Here is a 15,366-nt window from a genome sequence, read left to right as displayed (position 1 = left end):
TGTTTAGCGTTAAGTCTTGTCCGCGAACACTAGGAACTAGCAAAAATAGTTCGTATCACGCCCTAACACCGCAATATATTTTTATGTCTATTCATCATAGATAATTAACCAACATAAATAAGCTAAATTTTTCATTTGTTGTTCGGGTTTTGTATTATTGCAGCAAATAAATAATAACGAGAACACAATGCAAAATTTAGCTCTAACCTACACGGGCGACGTAGCCATTCTTACCATGCAAAGTGGTGAAAACCGTCATAATCCGCTTTTTGCCAAGGAAATGTTGTCCGCATTAGAAACAATCAAAAGCAATGAAAGTTGCAAAGCGATGGTGATCACGTCCAACGATGATAAATGCTTTAGTTTAGGCATAGATACAGACTGGTTGATGCCTGCGATGAAGGCAGGTCGCACAGAAGAAATTAAGCAGTTCATGTACGATATGGATGAGGTGTTCAAAACTCTGCTTCTTTTTCCTCTACCCGTGATTGCAGCCATCAACGGGCACGCTTTCGGTAACGGTGCGATCTTGGCTTGCGCCTGTGACTTTAGGTTCATGCGTTCAGACAAAGGTTTTTTCTGTTTCCCAGAAGTAGATTTATCTATTCCATTCCTTCCCGGCATGATTGAGTTTGTAAAGAAAGCCATGCCTTATCATAGATTTAATGAAATGAAGCTTTCTGGTAGACGGGTATCTGGTAAAGAACTAGAAAATGACCACGTTGTTGAAAAAGCCTATGAGACACAAGAGGCACTCATGGAAGGTGCACTTAATTACGCAAAATCATTTGATAAAAAGCGTGGAATTTTTGGTGAACATAAAAAACGTTTGCATAAACACATTATCGAAACTATTGATAAAGAGAACGCCCCTCTCATTGACGCCCTATCTTTAATGGTGTAACCAATATAGACAGTGAAACGGTAGCGCTAGGTTTCACTGTCTTTGGTTGCTCAAAATAATAAACGCGTATCACACATCATAAGTCGGCATTACATTTCTTTTTAGATCGCGGTGTTCGTTTTCTGAATAAGTCAACCTTCACCCCCCAATGCAACGAAGCGGTTCTTAGTAAAACCGTTACAAAGATAGAACCTAATATGCACCAAATATAGGGAATATCTAACGCGAATAACGCGGCATAGGAAAGCCCCCCTGCAAAACACGCGCTGGCGTATACGTCACCTCGCATCACATAGGGCACTTCCCGACAAACCACATCTCTCATCAAGCCGCCGAAAATACCTGTGGTCATCCCCATTGTCAGTGCGACTATCATTCCCGTTCCGCTAATTAAGGCCTTTTCTATACCTATGACGTTGAAGATAGCGAGTCCTATTGTATCGATGAGAATAAAGTAGAAATTTGAGGGCGATGGCATATAGCGAACGAACAGCACGGTTGCGAAGATGGCAGAATAAGTAGCTATAAGATACTCCGACGTTTCTACCCAGAATATAGGTTTGCCCAACAATAAGTCACGCAGGGTACCGCCGCCTAGCGCAGTCATCACACCAACCACGACGATGCCAAAACCGTTTATGTTTTTATCATGGCCGAGTAACGCACCAGAAACAGCAAAAAATGCAACGCCCAAAATTCCCAGTACAATAAAATATTCTGAACTCATCCTTTTCTCTATTAACAAATATTAATATTTGTAATTGATGAGAGGACAAAAGGATCGAATTGCGGGCACAAAAAAGCCCGCGTGAAGCGGGCTTTTTCGAAGTTAACAATAACGCAAGGATTAGTAATCTTAGTTAAGCTTCTCTTTGATACGTGCAGACTTACCTGAACGCTCACGTAGATAGTAAAGCTTAGCACGACGAACCGCACCGCGACGTTTAACTTCAATTGAAGAAACTGCCGGGCTGTGTGTTTGGAACACACGCTCAACGCCTTCGCCGCTAGAAATTTTACGCACGGTAAAAGACGAGTGCAGACCACGGTTACGTTTAGCGATAACAACACCTTCATAAGCCTGAAGACGCTCTTTGTCACCTTCGGTAACGCGAACTTTAACAACTACTGTGTCACCTGGACCAAACGCAGGAACATCAGTCTTTAGCTGTGCTTCTTCGATTTTTTTGATGATATCTTGACTGACTTTGCTCATCATATCCTCTCGTCCTAGTTAACTGTCATCTTGCTGCAGTTGCGCTTGGAATAATTCAAGCAAACGCTGCTGCTCCTCAGTCAGAGCTAGGTGATTTAACAAATCAGGGCGACGATGCCAGGTTCTACCTAATGATTGCATCAATCGCCACTGCCTAATTTTTTCATGGTCCCCACTTAGCAACACCTCAGGAACCTTTTGACCATCAAGTATTTCGGGCCGCGTATAGTGCGGACAATCCAAAAGACCGTCAGTGAAAGAATCTTCAACTGCTGAAGCTTTATGCCCCAGCACACCGGGAACTAACCGTGCAACCGCGTCCATAAGGACCATTGCTGGTAATTCGCCGCCGCTTAACACGTAATCACCTACAGACACTTCTTCATCTACATGGCTTTCGATTACCCGCTCGTCGATGCCTTCATACCGGCCGCAAATTAAAATTGTGCGGTCGATGTTAGCAAGACGCTGTACGCCTGCTTGGTCAAGGGGTTTCCCTTGTGGTGATAAGTAGATCACCTTACTTTTTTTGCCGCCCACTTTCTTGGCGGCTTGTATTGCGTCAGTTAGCGGTTTTACCATCATCAGCATACCGGGTCCGCCTCCGTAGGGGCGGTCGTCTACTGTGCGATGGCGATCATGTGTAAAGTCACGGGGGTTGAAGGTGTCAACCGATAAGGTTCCAGATTTAACTGCTCGACCTATAACACCCTGCTGGGTAAATGGGGCGAACATATCTGGAAACAGGCTAACAACACCGAACCACTTTTCCGGAGTCACTTAAAACCCCGGGTCCCAGTCAACTTTAATGACCTTCGCTTCCTTATCCACCTCTTGTACGACTTCGTCGAACACAAAAGGTAATAGTCTTTCTTTTTGACCAAAAGCATCGCCTACATTTGCCTTAACGTGGATCACGTCATTAGCTCCTGTATTAAATACTTCTTTCACCACACCTAAGTCGTAACCTTGCGTTGTTACCACTTTCATGCCGGTGAGCTCACGCCAATAAATCCCTTCGTCACCTAAATCAGGCAGCTGTGAAGCGTTTATGTTGATATCCAAGTTTTTGATGCGCTCGGCATCATCTCGACTATCAACGCCCACAATTTTTGCAACGAGGCTTTTACCGTGCGGTCGCCACTGGTCAATTTGGTATTCTTTTTCTTCGCCAAGGAACCATGGCGCGTACTCAAATATACCTTCTGGCGTTTCTGTATAGCTGTTGATTTTGACCCAACCTTTAACACCATACGGTGCGCCAATTTTGCCAACAATCACTTTGTCAGACGCTAGACTCATCTATACCACCAGTTAATAACAGCTTACGCTGCAGATTTTTTCGCTTCTTTTACCAAGCTAGAAACGCGATCTGATAAGCTCGCGCCTACGCCAACCCAGTAATCTACACGCTCTAGATCTACGCGAAGACGTTCCGCTTGACCTTGTGCAGTTGGGTTGAAGAAACCGATGTTTTCAATGAAACGACCGTTTCTTGCACGACGGCTATCAGCCACCACTAGTTGATAAAATGGACGCTTTTTCGCGCCACCACGCTGTAAACGAATAGTAACCATAAATGCCTCAAACTCGTTGTAGCGTTACCGTTAACTTAAGCCTTCGAACAACGTCTAAAAAATAGACGCCAGCTAGAAGGCCGCCGAATTATACGGATATCGCCACTCAATGCAAGTAAAAACCTGATTTATCCTTTGTTTAGTTAAACCTTTATTCATTAGCGTGGTATTGGAGCTAAAACGGTTTCACAACTAACCTATCCATCACAAATTTCTTTAAAACATTTGATCATGGTGTATTGTTAATAGTGCACTGTTTTATTGTGCGAATTGAACAGCCATATGCAGTTTAAAGGATGGCACTTAGGATGTGTTTATTTTTATCTGAGGCTTTTGCTTGTTGAAGGCGTCAGTGTATGTCTCACGGAGAAGGATTATTCAAATGAAATTACCATCGCTTCTACTCGCTACTGCGATTGCTCCTCTTTTCGCTTGTACGTCTGTTTCAGATGTCATTAACCAACAAGCCAAAGTTCAACCTAATGAAGCACGTATAGATTTTTTCGCTAATCGCGGCGAAGCTTATGATAACAAACGAGAGTACGTAAAACTTATGTGTTTTAATCAGCGCCCAACAAGTGCATCAGCGCTGCGGGACGTGGAAGAGGGTGAGCATGTTCTATTTGTTCGCGCCATGGTTGTGAATACCGATCTTCCTGCAGATAACATGCGCGAGGCTATTGTTCGACTCGATGTAAATTTAGAAGGTGGTAAGCGTTACTCCCTCAACCAGATCCGCGACAATCGCGATATGAAGATTTGGCTGCAGGAATCAGACTCTGGCATTCCAGTATCGGAAATCGTAACAACACGCGTTGAATATCCAAAATCAGTGGGTGATTTACGCCTTGACCAATGCAAAGAAGGGACAGTTTAAAAGTTCGGCCTTCTTTCGATAACCGTTACAGACGACGCAGGGTTACACTTGCGTCATAATAGTCGTAAGGTATGTTTTGCCACTGAGCGTTTTTAAGCTCTTGTGACTCTGTCTCTTCTGCCTCAAAGAGTTTGTTGGACTTAAGTATTAAACTGGGGAAGCCTTGCGTACCGATACTACGAACCATATGCATTTCTTCGCTTAGTTTCTCAACTGTACTTGCACTGTTAAGCGCTAATTTAAAGCGCTCGAAATCAAGTCCTATTTCTTAAGCAAAGCCCGCCAAGGTATCAAAGTCTGATGGGTTTCTTGCATTTAGGTAATAGCCTTCTTGAATTGCCTTGATCATTGCCTTCTCTAATATTTTAGCTTCTCCACTATCCTTAGCCTGCGCTTTTGCTGCAAGAACTGCTCGACACGAAGGATAGGTCGAACGACGAGGCTGACACTTTGTCCAAAAATCATAGTTGAATTGTGTTCCAGGCACACGATCTTGAATAGTTTGCCAATAGCCTGCAATAGTAAGTTTCATTTGTTCCGGCATAGGTAAATCACTATCCGGTGCGAGCCCGCCAAGCAAGTAGACAACCTCAATATCGTTGGGTAACTCACGCTGTATTTGCTCCCAAGTAGGAACGAATGCCCAACACCAACTGCACATTGGGTCGTGCACGAAGTAGAGAATAGATTTACTACTTTGCTGTGTTAATTGTTGACCGAGCTGTCGCACTGGCTTTTCCAAAACACTCTCCTACATTTAATTAACAAATAACTTTTTAATACTTCACAAGTAAAGATTTTTGGATTACCTTAACCAACAGACCTATAGACGTCTAAACATCTAAACACCTAAACACCTAAACGCGCAAAATATAAATTAACTTTTAAGGTATGTTCAATGAAACCAGAAACCATTGCATTACACGCAGGCTATACTAGCGAAGAAACCACAAAAGCAGCAACTACTCCTATTTATCAAACCACATCATTTACGTTTGATAATACGCAACATGGTGCTGATTTGTTCGACCTTAAAGTGCCAGGTTATATCTACAGCCGCATAATGAATCCGACCAACGCAGTGTTAGAGCAGCGTTTAACTGAATTAGAGGGTGGTGTGGGCGCTTTAGCGGTAGCCTCTGGTATGGCCGCTATTCGCTACGCCATTGAAGCTATCGCAGAAGTCGGTAGCAATATTGTAAGTGTTGGACAGTTATACGGCGGCACCTACAACCTTTTTGCGCATACATTTCCTCGCCAAGGTATTCAAACTACCTTCGTACAAGCTAATGACTTCGATGGCCTTGCTGCCGCTATTGATGAAAATACCAAAGCCGTATTTTGCGAGTCTATTGGCAACCCTGCAGGAAACGTTGTTGATATTAAACGTTGGGCCGATATTGCACATGCCGCAGGCGTGCCGCTAATTGTTGATAACACCGTAGCCACTCCTATTCTTTGCAAAGTGTTCGATCATGGTGCCGACATCGCCATTCACTCGTTAACCAAATATATTGGCGGTCACGGTACTACAGTGGGCGGCATTATTGTTGACTCAGGTAACTTTGATTGGGCTGCCCAGCCAGAACGATTCAGTATGCTGACTACACCCGATCCTAGCTACCATGGCGTTACTTACACAGAAGCACTTGGCCCAGCCGCGTATATTGGCCGTTGCCGCGTTGTGCCTCTGCGTAACACAGGGGCTGCACTTTCTGCACAAAGTGCGTTTAATATTATGCAAGGTTTAGAAACCTTATCGTTACGGATGGAGCGCCACTGCGAAAACGCAGAAAAAGTGGCTGCGTTTCTTGAAAAGCACCCTTCAGTGAATTGGGTTAACTATGCTGCCCTGCCTGATAGTGAGCACTTCGACACCTGCCAACGCATTTGTGGCGGTAAAGCAGCCGGTATTATCAGCTTTGGTATTCAAGGTGGATTGCCAGCAGGCGCTAAGTTTATCGATGCCCTACAGCTAATTCTACGCTTGGTTAACATTGGTGATGCAAAGTCTCTAGCCTGTCACCCAGCTAGCACCACACACCGTCAGTTAAATGCTGATGAGCTTGCATCGGCTGGTGTTAGTGAAGATATGGTTCGTATTTCGGTAGGTATTGAACATATTGACGATATTGTAGCTGACATTGAACAAGCTCTTATTGCTAGTCAAAGCTAAGCACTTGAAGCTGCTAAACTTTGCACTTCAAAGTGCTTAATTACTATCAGGTACGTAGGGGTTCCAGATAATAAATGGAGCCCCAAGCCTTTTTTTACTTTGAGCCCAGCCGTTTTCTATTCTTGATTTTTCTTTTCTTGCTTTAACTATGCGACTTCCGCCATTCCCTAAAAAATTTTAATCCGACCTGCGCTAGTCAAGACAAGTCACAACGAATAAGGTTCAACCCACCTGATTTACTGCAACTGTAGTCGCATGAATAAATCAACTTTTCCCAGTTCAGCGTATAGTCTTAACCATTGAACGTTCTCAGCTTCTGTTCGAACGCATTGATAGCGCAAATCAGATACGGTTTTCCGTAGCATCGCTTTATCTGTTGAAAATTTAAAAGAGGTTATTTTGGCAATACCGTTAAATGAAGTGTCAACAAAACAAGTACTGCAGTGGATAGGTTCACACCTAAGCCGTTACAAAAAACGTGTCGCTGGGGCCATTACCGCCTTGTTTACTGCCGCTTTAGCATGGTTAATGTTAGGACAAGGCATTAAATACGCTATCGATAGCGGCTTTGTAGAAAGCGCTTCTGAAACCTTAAACCAGGCCACGCTTATTGTGTTGCTAATAACGCTGATTGCCTGCATTGCGACCTATGCCCGCTTTTACTTGATGACATGGTTAGGCGAGAGAGTCAGTGCCGACATTAGAAATCAGGTTTACTCTCATTTGCTCTCACTTCCCCCTTCATTTTTCGCAGAGCTTAGAACCGGTGAGGTTATCTCACGCTTCACTAGCGACACTACGGTAATTCAAACCGTAGTGGGGATGAGTTTATCGATGACGCTGCGTTCTATTGTTACCTTCGTAGGAGCATTGGCGTTAATGACCTTTTCCAGCCCACTGCTAACATTTTGTGTCATTGTTGCCGTGCCGGCAGTACTCGTTCCAATTAAAGTACTCGCGCCCCAAGTTCGTCGTTATGCAAAAGCAAGCCAAGATAAAGTGGCAGACCTAGGCGCGCGTATTGATGAAAGTTTACATGAAATAATGACCGTACAAGCTTACAACGCTGAAAATGCTGAGCGCCTGCATTTTTCTAAAAAAGTAGAGCTTGCCATGGACGTAGCCAAAAAGCGTATTCATTACCGTTCGTTGCTGATTGGCTGCATTATGTGTATCAGCATGACAGCAATTATCTTTATTGCTTGGGTAGGCGCAATGCAGGTGCTCGACGGAACCATGACAGTCGGCGAACTCTCTGCGTTTCTTTTCTATGCAGTGATGGCTGGCGGCAGCGTGGCCACAATTAGTGAAGTCATAGGCGAAGTACAGCGTGGTGTGGGGGCTAGCGAACGTTTATACGAACTATTTACTACTGAGTCAGCTATCAAACCCGTATCAGATAAGGTGAAGAAAATTACCGAGTCTGAGCGCGCAGAAGAATCTAACCCCAGAGAGGTTGAAAATAAAGTTTCAATTTCCAAGGCTGCCCCAAGAATTCAGTTGGATAAGGTCAGCTTCGCATATCCTAATAGTAAACCTCTGTTTAATAACTTAAACATTGATGTACAAGCCGGTGAACGCCTTGCTTTAGTTGGTGCTAGTGGCGCAGGTAAAACAACCCTGTTTCAACTTCTTATGCGCTTCTACGACCCTAGCGCTGGGCAGATCCTATTTAACGGAATACCTATTAATAAAATGCCCGTTGATGTCTTGAGGCGTCATATTGCGATAGTAACCCAAGAGCCCGTAGTGTTTGCAGATACCGTGTTGGAAAACATTCGTTATGGCAGTCCTGATGCAACCGACGAAGCCGTTGTGAATGCTGCAAAACAAGCCTTTGCACACGAGTTTATCGATAACCTTGATGAACGCTACAACACTCAGCTAGGAGAACGTGGTGTAAAGCTTTCTGGCGGACAAAAACAACGCATTGCCATTGCACGCGCCATTTTAGCAGACAGACCTATCTTACTTCTTGATGAAGCGACAAGTGCGCTTGATGCAATGAGTGAACGTATGGTTCAGCAAGCCATAGACAGGTTGATGGTCGGCAAAACTAGCATTGTCATTGCGCACAGACTCGCTACCGTACAGCATGCTGACCGCATAATTGTGATGGACAAAGGAAACGTCGTGGGAAGTGGAGATCATGCTTCGTTGATGAAAAGCGATACCTTGTATAGGGAATACGCCGAACTGCAATTGCTTAGCTGAACCGCCTATGGTGCTATACGGTACAAATATGAGATTAACCAAAAGTCTAATAATTAGGCAATTTGAAAAGACAACAACAAAGAACTTGCAGTAAAAAAGATAACGAAGAACCGCAAGTTCGATAACGCTACGGGTTTAAAATGAAAAATTCAGTATATGGTGCACTAAAGACATGGACTGGTCTTTGTGCTCTTTTTCTTATTGCGATACCGGTTGCTAACGCTCAATTCATGGGCGACAGACAAGCGAAACTTGTCGTCACCAAGTCTATCGAATTTATGAACGAGACGCGAAAAGTAGAGGCCGTTGGTAGCGCTGAAGCCGTGCGCTCCATCATCCTGTACCCGGCCGTTTCTGACGAAGTCACAGAAATCAATTTTGTCCCCGGCCAATCGGTTGAGAAAGGTAAGGTGCTTGTTCGTCTTGATGACAGACGCCAACAAACTGCGCTCAAACGCGCTAGGCTGAATCTAGAAGATGCACAGCGCACAGTAGAAAGATTGGCGTCTAGCTACAAGCAAGGCGCAGTACCTATCAGTGAATTAGACTTGGCTCGCACCCAGCGGGACCTTGCCGAAGTTGCATTAGAAGAAGCCCAAGCAGATTTGGACGACAGGCATATTATTGCCCCATTCGACGGTGTTGTGGGGATAACTGATGTTGAGGTGGGCGATCGGATAAACGAGCAAACGGTTATCACTACGCTAGATAACCGAAGCAAACTTTTCGTTAACTTCAAAGCCCCTGAAGCCGCATTGCGAGTGCTGCTCAATGCCCCTAATGTTACCTTAGAGCCATGGAGCGATAAAGAAACGCTAGTAAGAGCTGAAATAGCGCAGGTTGATTCGCGCATTAACGAAGCAGACCGTACCCTTCGAGCACGAGCACTGCTTGATAATTCATCAGATCAATTCCGTCCAGGTATGAGCTTTCGCGTTAACTTAAGTATTGAAGGCGACCGTTTTGCCGCTATTCCAGAAGCTGCACTGCTTTGGGGGGCTACTGGCGCTTACATATGGCTTGCTGAAGACGGAAAAGCCAAGCGAGTTGATGTGAGTGTTCATCAAAGGCTACGAGGCACCATTCTAGTTTCTGGCGAGCTCAAAGAAGGCGACAAACTGATTGCAGAAGGTGTACAACGTTTGCGTTCTGGTCAGGAAATTACAACTGAACTGGCCGGAGGGCCTCAAGGTGAGTGATCCTAATCTAGCTTCTTCTGTTAACGATTTACCTTCTTTATCAATACGACGTCCTGTTCTTATTGTTGTATTGAACTTACTTATTGCTATTGCTGGTCTTGCCGCACTAAGTGGTCTTGAAGTTCGTGAACTTCCTGACGTGGACACGCCCCGGGTTACTGTAACCGCCCAATTTCCTGGCGCGTCACCAGAAACAGTTGATGCCGAAGTAACAGGTCGCCTGGAAGGTGCGGTTGCCCGGGTAAGTGGCGTAAAAGATATTTATGCGCAAAGCGAAGAAAATTCAGCACGGGTTCGCGTAGAGTTTCGTCCTGGTGTTAATTTGGAAGATGCCGCGAACGAAGTGCGTGAATCGGTAAGCCGCGTACAAAGACAGCTTCCTGATGACGTTGAACAAGTGGCGATTATTCGCGCAGACAGCGACGCGCAAGCGGTAGTAAGCTTGGCTATATCAAGCGATACGCTGGATATGGAAACCCTTACCGAACGGGTTGATACCGATGTTGCACCACTATTTTTAAGCATTCCCGGCGTTGCCGACGTAACCTTAAATGGCGATAGAGAGCGCGTACTGCGTGTTTCAGTTGACCCACTGCGTCTCACTAGCTTTGGTTTATCAATGAGTGACATTGCCGATGCATTGTCACTGGCACCCTTTGATGTGCCCGCAGGAAGCATACAATCCGCTGAACAGGCATTAATCGTTCGCGCTGACGCCACATCTGTCTCAGCTGAAGACGTGGGCAATATTGTGGTCACCGGTGATATACGAATTAACGACGTAGCCAGTGTCTTTTTCGGTCCTGCTGACACCACCAGCGTGGTCCGCCTAGACGGCACACCTGTTATTGGCGTAGGCGTTATCCGTCAAGCTAGCTCAAATACTATCGAAATTTCGGATGAAGTGCTGGCGATGGTAAAAGACCTCGACAAGCGCTTTACTGATATGAATATTGTAGTCACCGCTGACGATGCAGAATTTATTCGAGACTCTGTTAAAGAGGTAGTGATATCACTGAGCCTTACTGTGGCGCTTGTGGTAGTTACGCTACTGGTGTTTATAGGCTCATGGCGCGCAACCATAGTACCAGCGCTGTCTATACCTGTGTCGCTGGCAGGCGCCCTTGCTATTATCTGGGGTATGGGCTTTTCCATTAATATCCTTACCCTTCTTGCGCTTGTACTGGCAACGGGAATGATAGTTGATGATGCGATCGTGGTTTCAGAGAATATTCAGCGACGCCGCAGCATGGGACTTGGCGCTCGTGCCGCTGCCGTCGTTGGCACAAGAGAAGTGTTTTTTGCCGTGGTCGCCACAACCGCAGTACTGGCCTCCGTATTTATTCCTATTGCATTTTTACCCTCTACCGCAGGGCGATTATTTAGGGAATTCGGTGGTGTGCTCGCTGGCGCAGTAGTTATCTCATCTTTTGTCGCACTGTCTCTAGTCCCCGCATTAACGGCTCGGTTAAAAGTAAAACCAGCCAGTAAAGATGGTCTGTTCAGTAAAACCTTTGGCAAATTTGGTCATGCCTGTTTACGTCTTTATCAAGCCTCGCTACTCAAAGCGCTAAAGTACGGCTGGGTTGTGGGGATTTTGAGTTTAGCAGCAGGCGGTGGAGCATATATTTTAGCGCAAAATATCGACAATGAGCTTCTGCCTAGTGAAGACAGGGGCACTATTCGCATTTTTGCCCGGGGTCCGGACGGGGCTGGCCTAAACTTCATGGACAGGCAAGCAGAGAAAATGGAAGAACTTCTCATGCCTTATGTGGAAAACGGCACGATAGACTCTATTTACACTGTGGTGGGTTCTTGGGATCCAAACATTGTTTTCATCACTGCGCCACTTAAGCATTGGGATGAACGAGACAAATCCCTTCAAGATGTGGTGAATGAAATCCGTCCAAAACTTCAGCAAATCCCGGGAGCACCGGGCAATGCCTTTGGCGGAAATAGCTTGAACCTTCGAGGACAAGGCGGCGGGCTTGAAATAGCGCTTACCGGTGATACCTATGAAAACATCTTCAGTGCTGCACAACGCTTTTCCCGCCAGCTTGAAGAAACGTTACCTGAGCTTGGCAGGCCTCGTATAAGCTACGACCCTACGCAGCCACAGATGCGTGTAAATATCGACAGACGCCGCGCTGAAGAGCTAGGTGTGCCACTTACTGATATTGCAAGCACCCTTCGCGCTGCGGTTAATGGCGATGATATTGCTGATTTAAACGTGGGCGATCAAGCCATTCCAATTATGCTGCAAACCAATAACCGCAGTACGCTTGCCCCTTCCGAACTTACCAGTCTGTACGTAAAAAGTAATGACGGTAATCTGGTTCCTCTTTCCAGCGTTGCATTTATAAGCGAAGAAGGTGTGGCTGCTGAGTTAGAACGACAGGCGCAAAGACGTGCGATAAAGGTTGAAATGGAACTTCCTGAGGATGTAGCGCTTAGCGACGTTGTTGAAAAAATTCGAGCGCTTGGTCTTGATACTCTTCCAGATGGTATAGGACTAGTATTTTTAGGCGAGGCGCAGACTTTTGAAGAAACCTCTAAACAAGTCGCGCTTACCTATATATTGGCATTTGTTATCGTTCTGTTGGTACTTGCCGCTCAGTTTGAGAGCGTAAATAGCGCGGTTGTGGTAATGCTCACCGTTCCTTTTGGAATAGCAGCGGCTGTGTATGCCCTGTTTTTAACGGGCACAAGCATTAATATTTATTCGCAGATAGGCCTAGTGATGCTGATTGGTCTGCTAGCCAAAAACGCAATTCTTCTTATTGAGTTTGCCGACCAGCTTCGTGACAAAGGATACGATGTTTACGATGCGATTGTTGAGGCCGGTAAAGTGCGTTTACGTCCCATTATGATGACACTGGTGTCGACTATTCTCGGTGGTCTACCGCTTATACTCTCGACTGGTGCAGGTGCAGAAGCCCGCAACGCGATAGGATGGGTGGTATTTGGTGGTTTAGGTATTGCCGTAGTATTTACCCTGTATCTAACCCCTGTACTTTATTTAGCCTTAGCTCGCTTTACCAAACCTCGAGCAGATGAAAGTGCAAAATTAGAGAAAGAAATGGAAGATGCTCAGGCACATAGCGCCTAGTTGGCGAGTAATTGAGCGTTTTATAGAAAGTAAACCTAAACTGTTAGCCTGTATGTAAACGATGCGTTCGCCAATTTGCATTCAGGTAATAGTTTAGGTTCGCAATGTAAGCAATTGCTCACTCGCTTTTGCAGAAAGCTGCGGCCTCTTCTTTTCCGATAAATGCAGTTAACTGGTCTACTACCTTTTCGAAATAAGGGTTATAGGTTAGCCTTGCGTAAATGTGAGGCTTTTCTTCTTCTGTTGGTTCATATCCCCAAGGCCCAAACCAAACCTCCTCTCCCGCGATACAGCGTGATTCTTTTTCGTCGCTTTGACCATTGTCACAAATTCGAAAATCACTTTGCGTGCCGTATAGTGAATTGTTAGCAGAAAACAGCGTACTCATGTGAGATGCCGCGCTAATGCGCTGCTCTGGTAATTTCATCGTTTGAACGATAAGCGAATTTGAAGATATGCCAGGCTCATTTTCCCCCTGCCAGACTAAACACTTTTTCGGGTGGATGAAATTGTCCTTAAATTGCTGAGCAATGGTTAGCGTATCAACAACGCTGTCTTTTTCTGCAACGACCATGAAAACGGGCAAATTCAATTTACTTTGTTTGCTTGCTGATGCAGAAAACAAATCTTGAAGCGCATTAACACTTTCTTGGTAGGCTGCGAAGCCTGACATAGCGGTGGAATTATATCGACTTGGATTGTCTTCCTCTTCAACATTAGGCCACGGAAACAGTGAGTCAACGTAAGGCGCTAAACGAGAGACGAAAAAGCGAGATTTGTACGCGGGTGAGAAATGAACGAGCCCTTTTATGTCAAGTTGGTCGGCCATTGTAAAACTAGCAATAGTGGTTAAGTTTGCTCCTGTCGAAAAACCACCCAGGTATAGGTTATCGACTTCGCTAGAAAACAGCTTGATGTGATGATTTGTTTCCTTTTGCCATTGCTGATAGCTGACATTTAGCATGTCTCCAAGTTTAGAGCCATGACCCGGCAATAAGATAGTTCTGACATGAACCCCCTCCCGACACAAAGCGCTGGCGATGTCTCGAAAGAAAAACGGAGAATCACCTAATCCATGAACAAGTAGTAGCCCTTTCTCGGTGTACTGAGAGCCGCATTCAAACGGCATATTCATGGTGACTTCTTTGGCTTTATCGTCAGAAATGAACGCTCTATGCTGGTAAAGGTAAGCTTCAACTTCTTCTAAATAAGCGCTAAAAGGCTGAATTCCAACAGGAAACTGTTTTTCGCTGGCACTAAATTGAGAACTGTGTGACGAATGACAGCCGCTTGACATAAAAAGCGACAGCGAAGCGGCACATGTAAATGCCGCTTTAATTACAAGGTTTGACATTATTTATAGGTCTATTTTCGATACGCTGAATTATTGAAGGGTATCTTTTCCTGAAACTAGTGCCTTAGCCAATAACTTATGGGTAAGAAGCGAGAGCAGTTCCGTTTCTTCTTCACTACGCTCCCCGTCTACACCGGTTATCGCCATCGCAACTTCTAATGTTTTTTCAGCATCAAATGACAAGTCATTCTTTAGACTGCGTAAAAAAGTAATTGCATCGCCCGTGTCGATAGCCTTTCGAGTTTGATAGATAGTGTCGTTCAAGAAAGCTTCGCGGCAGATTGGGCTTTGCCAATCGAGCGATTCTATTATTGAGCTAAGATAATCCTGTTCAGACAGCGTTACCATACCGTCAACTTGATAAAGTAATACTGATAATTTGATTAGGGCCTGATTAAAGCTTTGTTGTTCTGATAATTGCATAACACTCTTCCTCTTCGTACTGTACGCGGCAGTACCACAACATGTACTGCATCCTGCAGTAGCGATAGTTTTGCGTTTACTTCACTGACATTTTGTATTCCGCACAAGGACGGCGCGGTAACGAATCACTGCATAAATAACCTAGACCAATGAATTGACGGTAATGTTACGCTGCAATGAAGCTTTTAGTTCATCATGTTAAATAAGTGTAAACGCTTAATGTATTATAGGTGCTTTTTAACAGGTTCCAAGTATCGTGCGTGGCAAAAAAGTAAGAATTTTTTGACGATGATAGCAATATAGAAACTTGGGGCTTA

General features: G+C 45.0%; 13 protein-coding genes and 1 pseudogene. 6 read left to right on the top strand and 8 right to left on the bottom strand.

Going from position 1 to position 15,366, the window contains the following annotated elements; all coding sequences use genetic code 11:
• Positions 1-187: 187 nt before the first annotated feature.
• Positions 188-904, top strand: a complete 717-nt coding sequence (locus tag ACM0P2_RS06615) for an enoyl-CoA hydratase/isomerase family protein (RefSeq protein ID WP_173359502.1) — start codon at positions 188-190, stop codon at positions 902-904.
• A gap of 76 nt (positions 905-980) precedes the next feature.
• Here ACM0P2_RS06615 and ACM0P2_RS06610 read toward each other — a convergent pair whose 3' ends face one another.
• The 5 genes from ACM0P2_RS06610 to rpsP form a co-directional block, all read right to left on the bottom strand.
• Entirely contained in the window at positions 981-1,631 is a 651-nt protein-coding gene (locus tag ACM0P2_RS06610; protein ID WP_120960172.1) for a trimeric intracellular cation channel family protein, read from the bottom strand.
• A gap of 129 nt (positions 1,632-1,760) precedes the next feature.
• Positions 1,761-2,120 (bottom strand): 50S ribosomal protein L19, encoded by a 360-nt coding sequence (gene rplS / locus ACM0P2_RS06605; protein WP_024015986.1) that lies wholly within the window; start codon positions 2,118-2,120, stop codon positions 1,761-1,763.
• 18 nt (positions 2,121-2,138) lie between these two features.
• The gene (gene trmD, locus ACM0P2_RS06600; protein ID WP_159118059.1) at positions 2,139-2,900 is read right to left on the bottom strand and encodes a tRNA (guanosine(37)-N1)-methyltransferase TrmD; all 762 of its coding nucleotides are present in this window, start codon (positions 2,898-2,900) and stop codon (positions 2,139-2,141) included.
• Positions 2,901-3,422, bottom strand: a complete 522-nt coding sequence (rimM, locus tag ACM0P2_RS06595; protein ID WP_105931879.1) for a ribosome maturation factor RimM — start codon at positions 3,420-3,422, stop codon at positions 2,901-2,903.
• Between the two features lie 23 nt (positions 3,423-3,445).
• Positions 3,446-3,697 (bottom strand): 30S ribosomal protein S16, encoded by a 252-nt coding sequence (rpsP, locus tag ACM0P2_RS06590; RefSeq protein WP_105931878.1) that lies wholly within the window; start codon positions 3,695-3,697, stop codon positions 3,446-3,448.
• A 382-nt stretch (positions 3,698-4,079) separates the two neighbouring features.
• Here rpsP and ACM0P2_RS06585 point away from each other — a divergent pair, with 382 nt between their 5' ends.
• Entirely contained in the window at positions 4,080-4,574 is a 495-nt protein-coding gene (locus ACM0P2_RS06585) for a hypothetical protein (RefSeq protein WP_159118060.1), read from the top strand.
• 25 nt (positions 4,575-4,599) lie between these two features.
• Here ACM0P2_RS06585 and ACM0P2_RS06580 read toward each other — a convergent pair.
• Positions 4,600-5,235: pseudogene (locus tag ACM0P2_RS06580) on the bottom strand (DsbA family protein).
• A gap of 237 nt (positions 5,236-5,472) precedes the next feature.
• On the opposite strand from ACM0P2_RS06580, the gene ACM0P2_RS06575 reads away from it, so the two are divergent.
• From ACM0P2_RS06575 to ACM0P2_RS06560, 4 genes are all read left to right on the top strand, one after another.
• Positions 5,473-6,750, top strand: coding sequence for an O-acetylhomoserine aminocarboxypropyltransferase/cysteine synthase family protein (locus ACM0P2_RS06575; RefSeq protein WP_159118061.1), 1,278 nt, complete (start codon positions 5,473-5,475; stop codon positions 6,748-6,750).
• Between the two features lie 399 nt (positions 6,751-7,149).
• The gene (locus ACM0P2_RS06570) at positions 7,150-8,964 is read left to right on the top strand and encodes an ABC transporter transmembrane domain-containing protein (RefSeq protein WP_173359501.1); all 1,815 of its coding nucleotides are present in this window, start codon (positions 7,150-7,152) and stop codon (positions 8,962-8,964) included.
• A gap of 140 nt (positions 8,965-9,104) precedes the next feature.
• Positions 9,105-10,163 carry an efflux RND transporter periplasmic adaptor subunit gene (locus tag ACM0P2_RS06565; RefSeq protein WP_419227481.1) on the top strand — a complete coding sequence of 353 codons (1,059 nt, stop codon included), beginning with the start codon at positions 9,105-9,107 and terminating at the stop codon, positions 10,161-10,163.
• On the top strand, positions 10,156-13,272 hold the full coding sequence (locus ACM0P2_RS06560; protein ID WP_419227480.1) for an efflux RND transporter permease subunit: 3,117 nt from the start codon (positions 10,156-10,158) through the stop codon (positions 13,270-13,272). Before ACM0P2_RS06565 ends, ACM0P2_RS06560 begins: the two co-directional genes overlap by 8 nt.
• A gap of 118 nt (positions 13,273-13,390) precedes the next feature.
• Here ACM0P2_RS06560 and ACM0P2_RS06555 read toward each other — a convergent pair whose 3' ends face one another.
• Positions 13,391-14,626: an alpha/beta hydrolase gene (locus ACM0P2_RS06555; RefSeq protein ID WP_419227479.1), complete on the bottom strand. Its 1,236-nt coding sequence runs from the start codon at positions 14,624-14,626 to the stop codon at positions 13,391-13,393.
• Positions 14,627-14,656: 30 nt separating this feature from the next.
• Entirely contained in the window at positions 14,657-15,049 is a 393-nt protein-coding gene (locus ACM0P2_RS06550; RefSeq protein ID WP_159118066.1) for a TerB family tellurite resistance protein, read from the bottom strand.
• Positions 15,050-15,366: the final 317 nt, after the last annotated feature.

The organism is Alteromonas sp. OM2203 (assembly GCF_048517045.1).
Lineage (GTDB): Bacteria > Pseudomonadota > Gammaproteobacteria > Enterobacterales > Alteromonadaceae > Alteromonas > Alteromonas gracilis.
Note: the sequence above shows the minus strand (reverse complement) of the source record. Positions and strands in the feature narration are given on the sequence as shown.

Excerpts from the sequence above, each read along its gene's own strand:
- ACM0P2_RS06550 (WP_159118066.1), bottom strand. The coding sequence starts at position 15,049 with ATGCAATTATCAGAACAACAAAGCTTTAATCAGGCCCTAATCAAATTA.
- ACM0P2_RS06585 (WP_159118060.1), top strand. The coding sequence starts at position 4,080 with ATGAAATTACCATCGCTTCTACTCGCTACTGCGATTGCTCCTCTTTTC.
- ACM0P2_RS06610 (WP_120960172.1), bottom strand. The coding sequence starts at position 1,631 with ATGAGTTCAGAATATTTTATTGTACTGGGAATTTTGGGCGTTGCATTT.
- rpsP (WP_105931878.1), bottom strand. The coding sequence starts at position 3,697 with ATGGTTACTATTCGTTTACAGCGTGGTGGCGCGAAAAAGCGTCCATTT.
- ACM0P2_RS06575 (WP_159118061.1), top strand. The coding sequence starts at position 5,473 with ATGAAACCAGAAACCATTGCATTACACGCAGGCTATACTAGCGAAGAA.
- rplS (WP_024015986.1), bottom strand. The coding sequence starts at position 2,120 with ATGAGCAAAGTCAGTCAAGATATCATCAAAAAAATCGAAGAAGCACAG.
- ACM0P2_RS06565 (WP_419227481.1), top strand. The coding sequence starts at position 9,105 with ATGAAAAATTCAGTATATGGTGCACTAAAGACATGGACTGGTCTTTGT.
- ACM0P2_RS06615 (WP_173359502.1), top strand. The coding sequence starts at position 188 with ATGCAAAATTTAGCTCTAACCTACACGGGCGACGTAGCCATTCTTACC.
- rimM (WP_105931879.1), bottom strand. The coding sequence starts at position 3,422 with ATGAGTCTAGCGTCTGACAAAGTGATTGTTGGCAAAATTGGCGCACCG.
- ACM0P2_RS06555 (WP_419227479.1), bottom strand. The coding sequence starts at position 14,626 with ATGTCAAACCTTGTAATTAAAGCGGCATTTACATGTGCCGCTTCGCTG.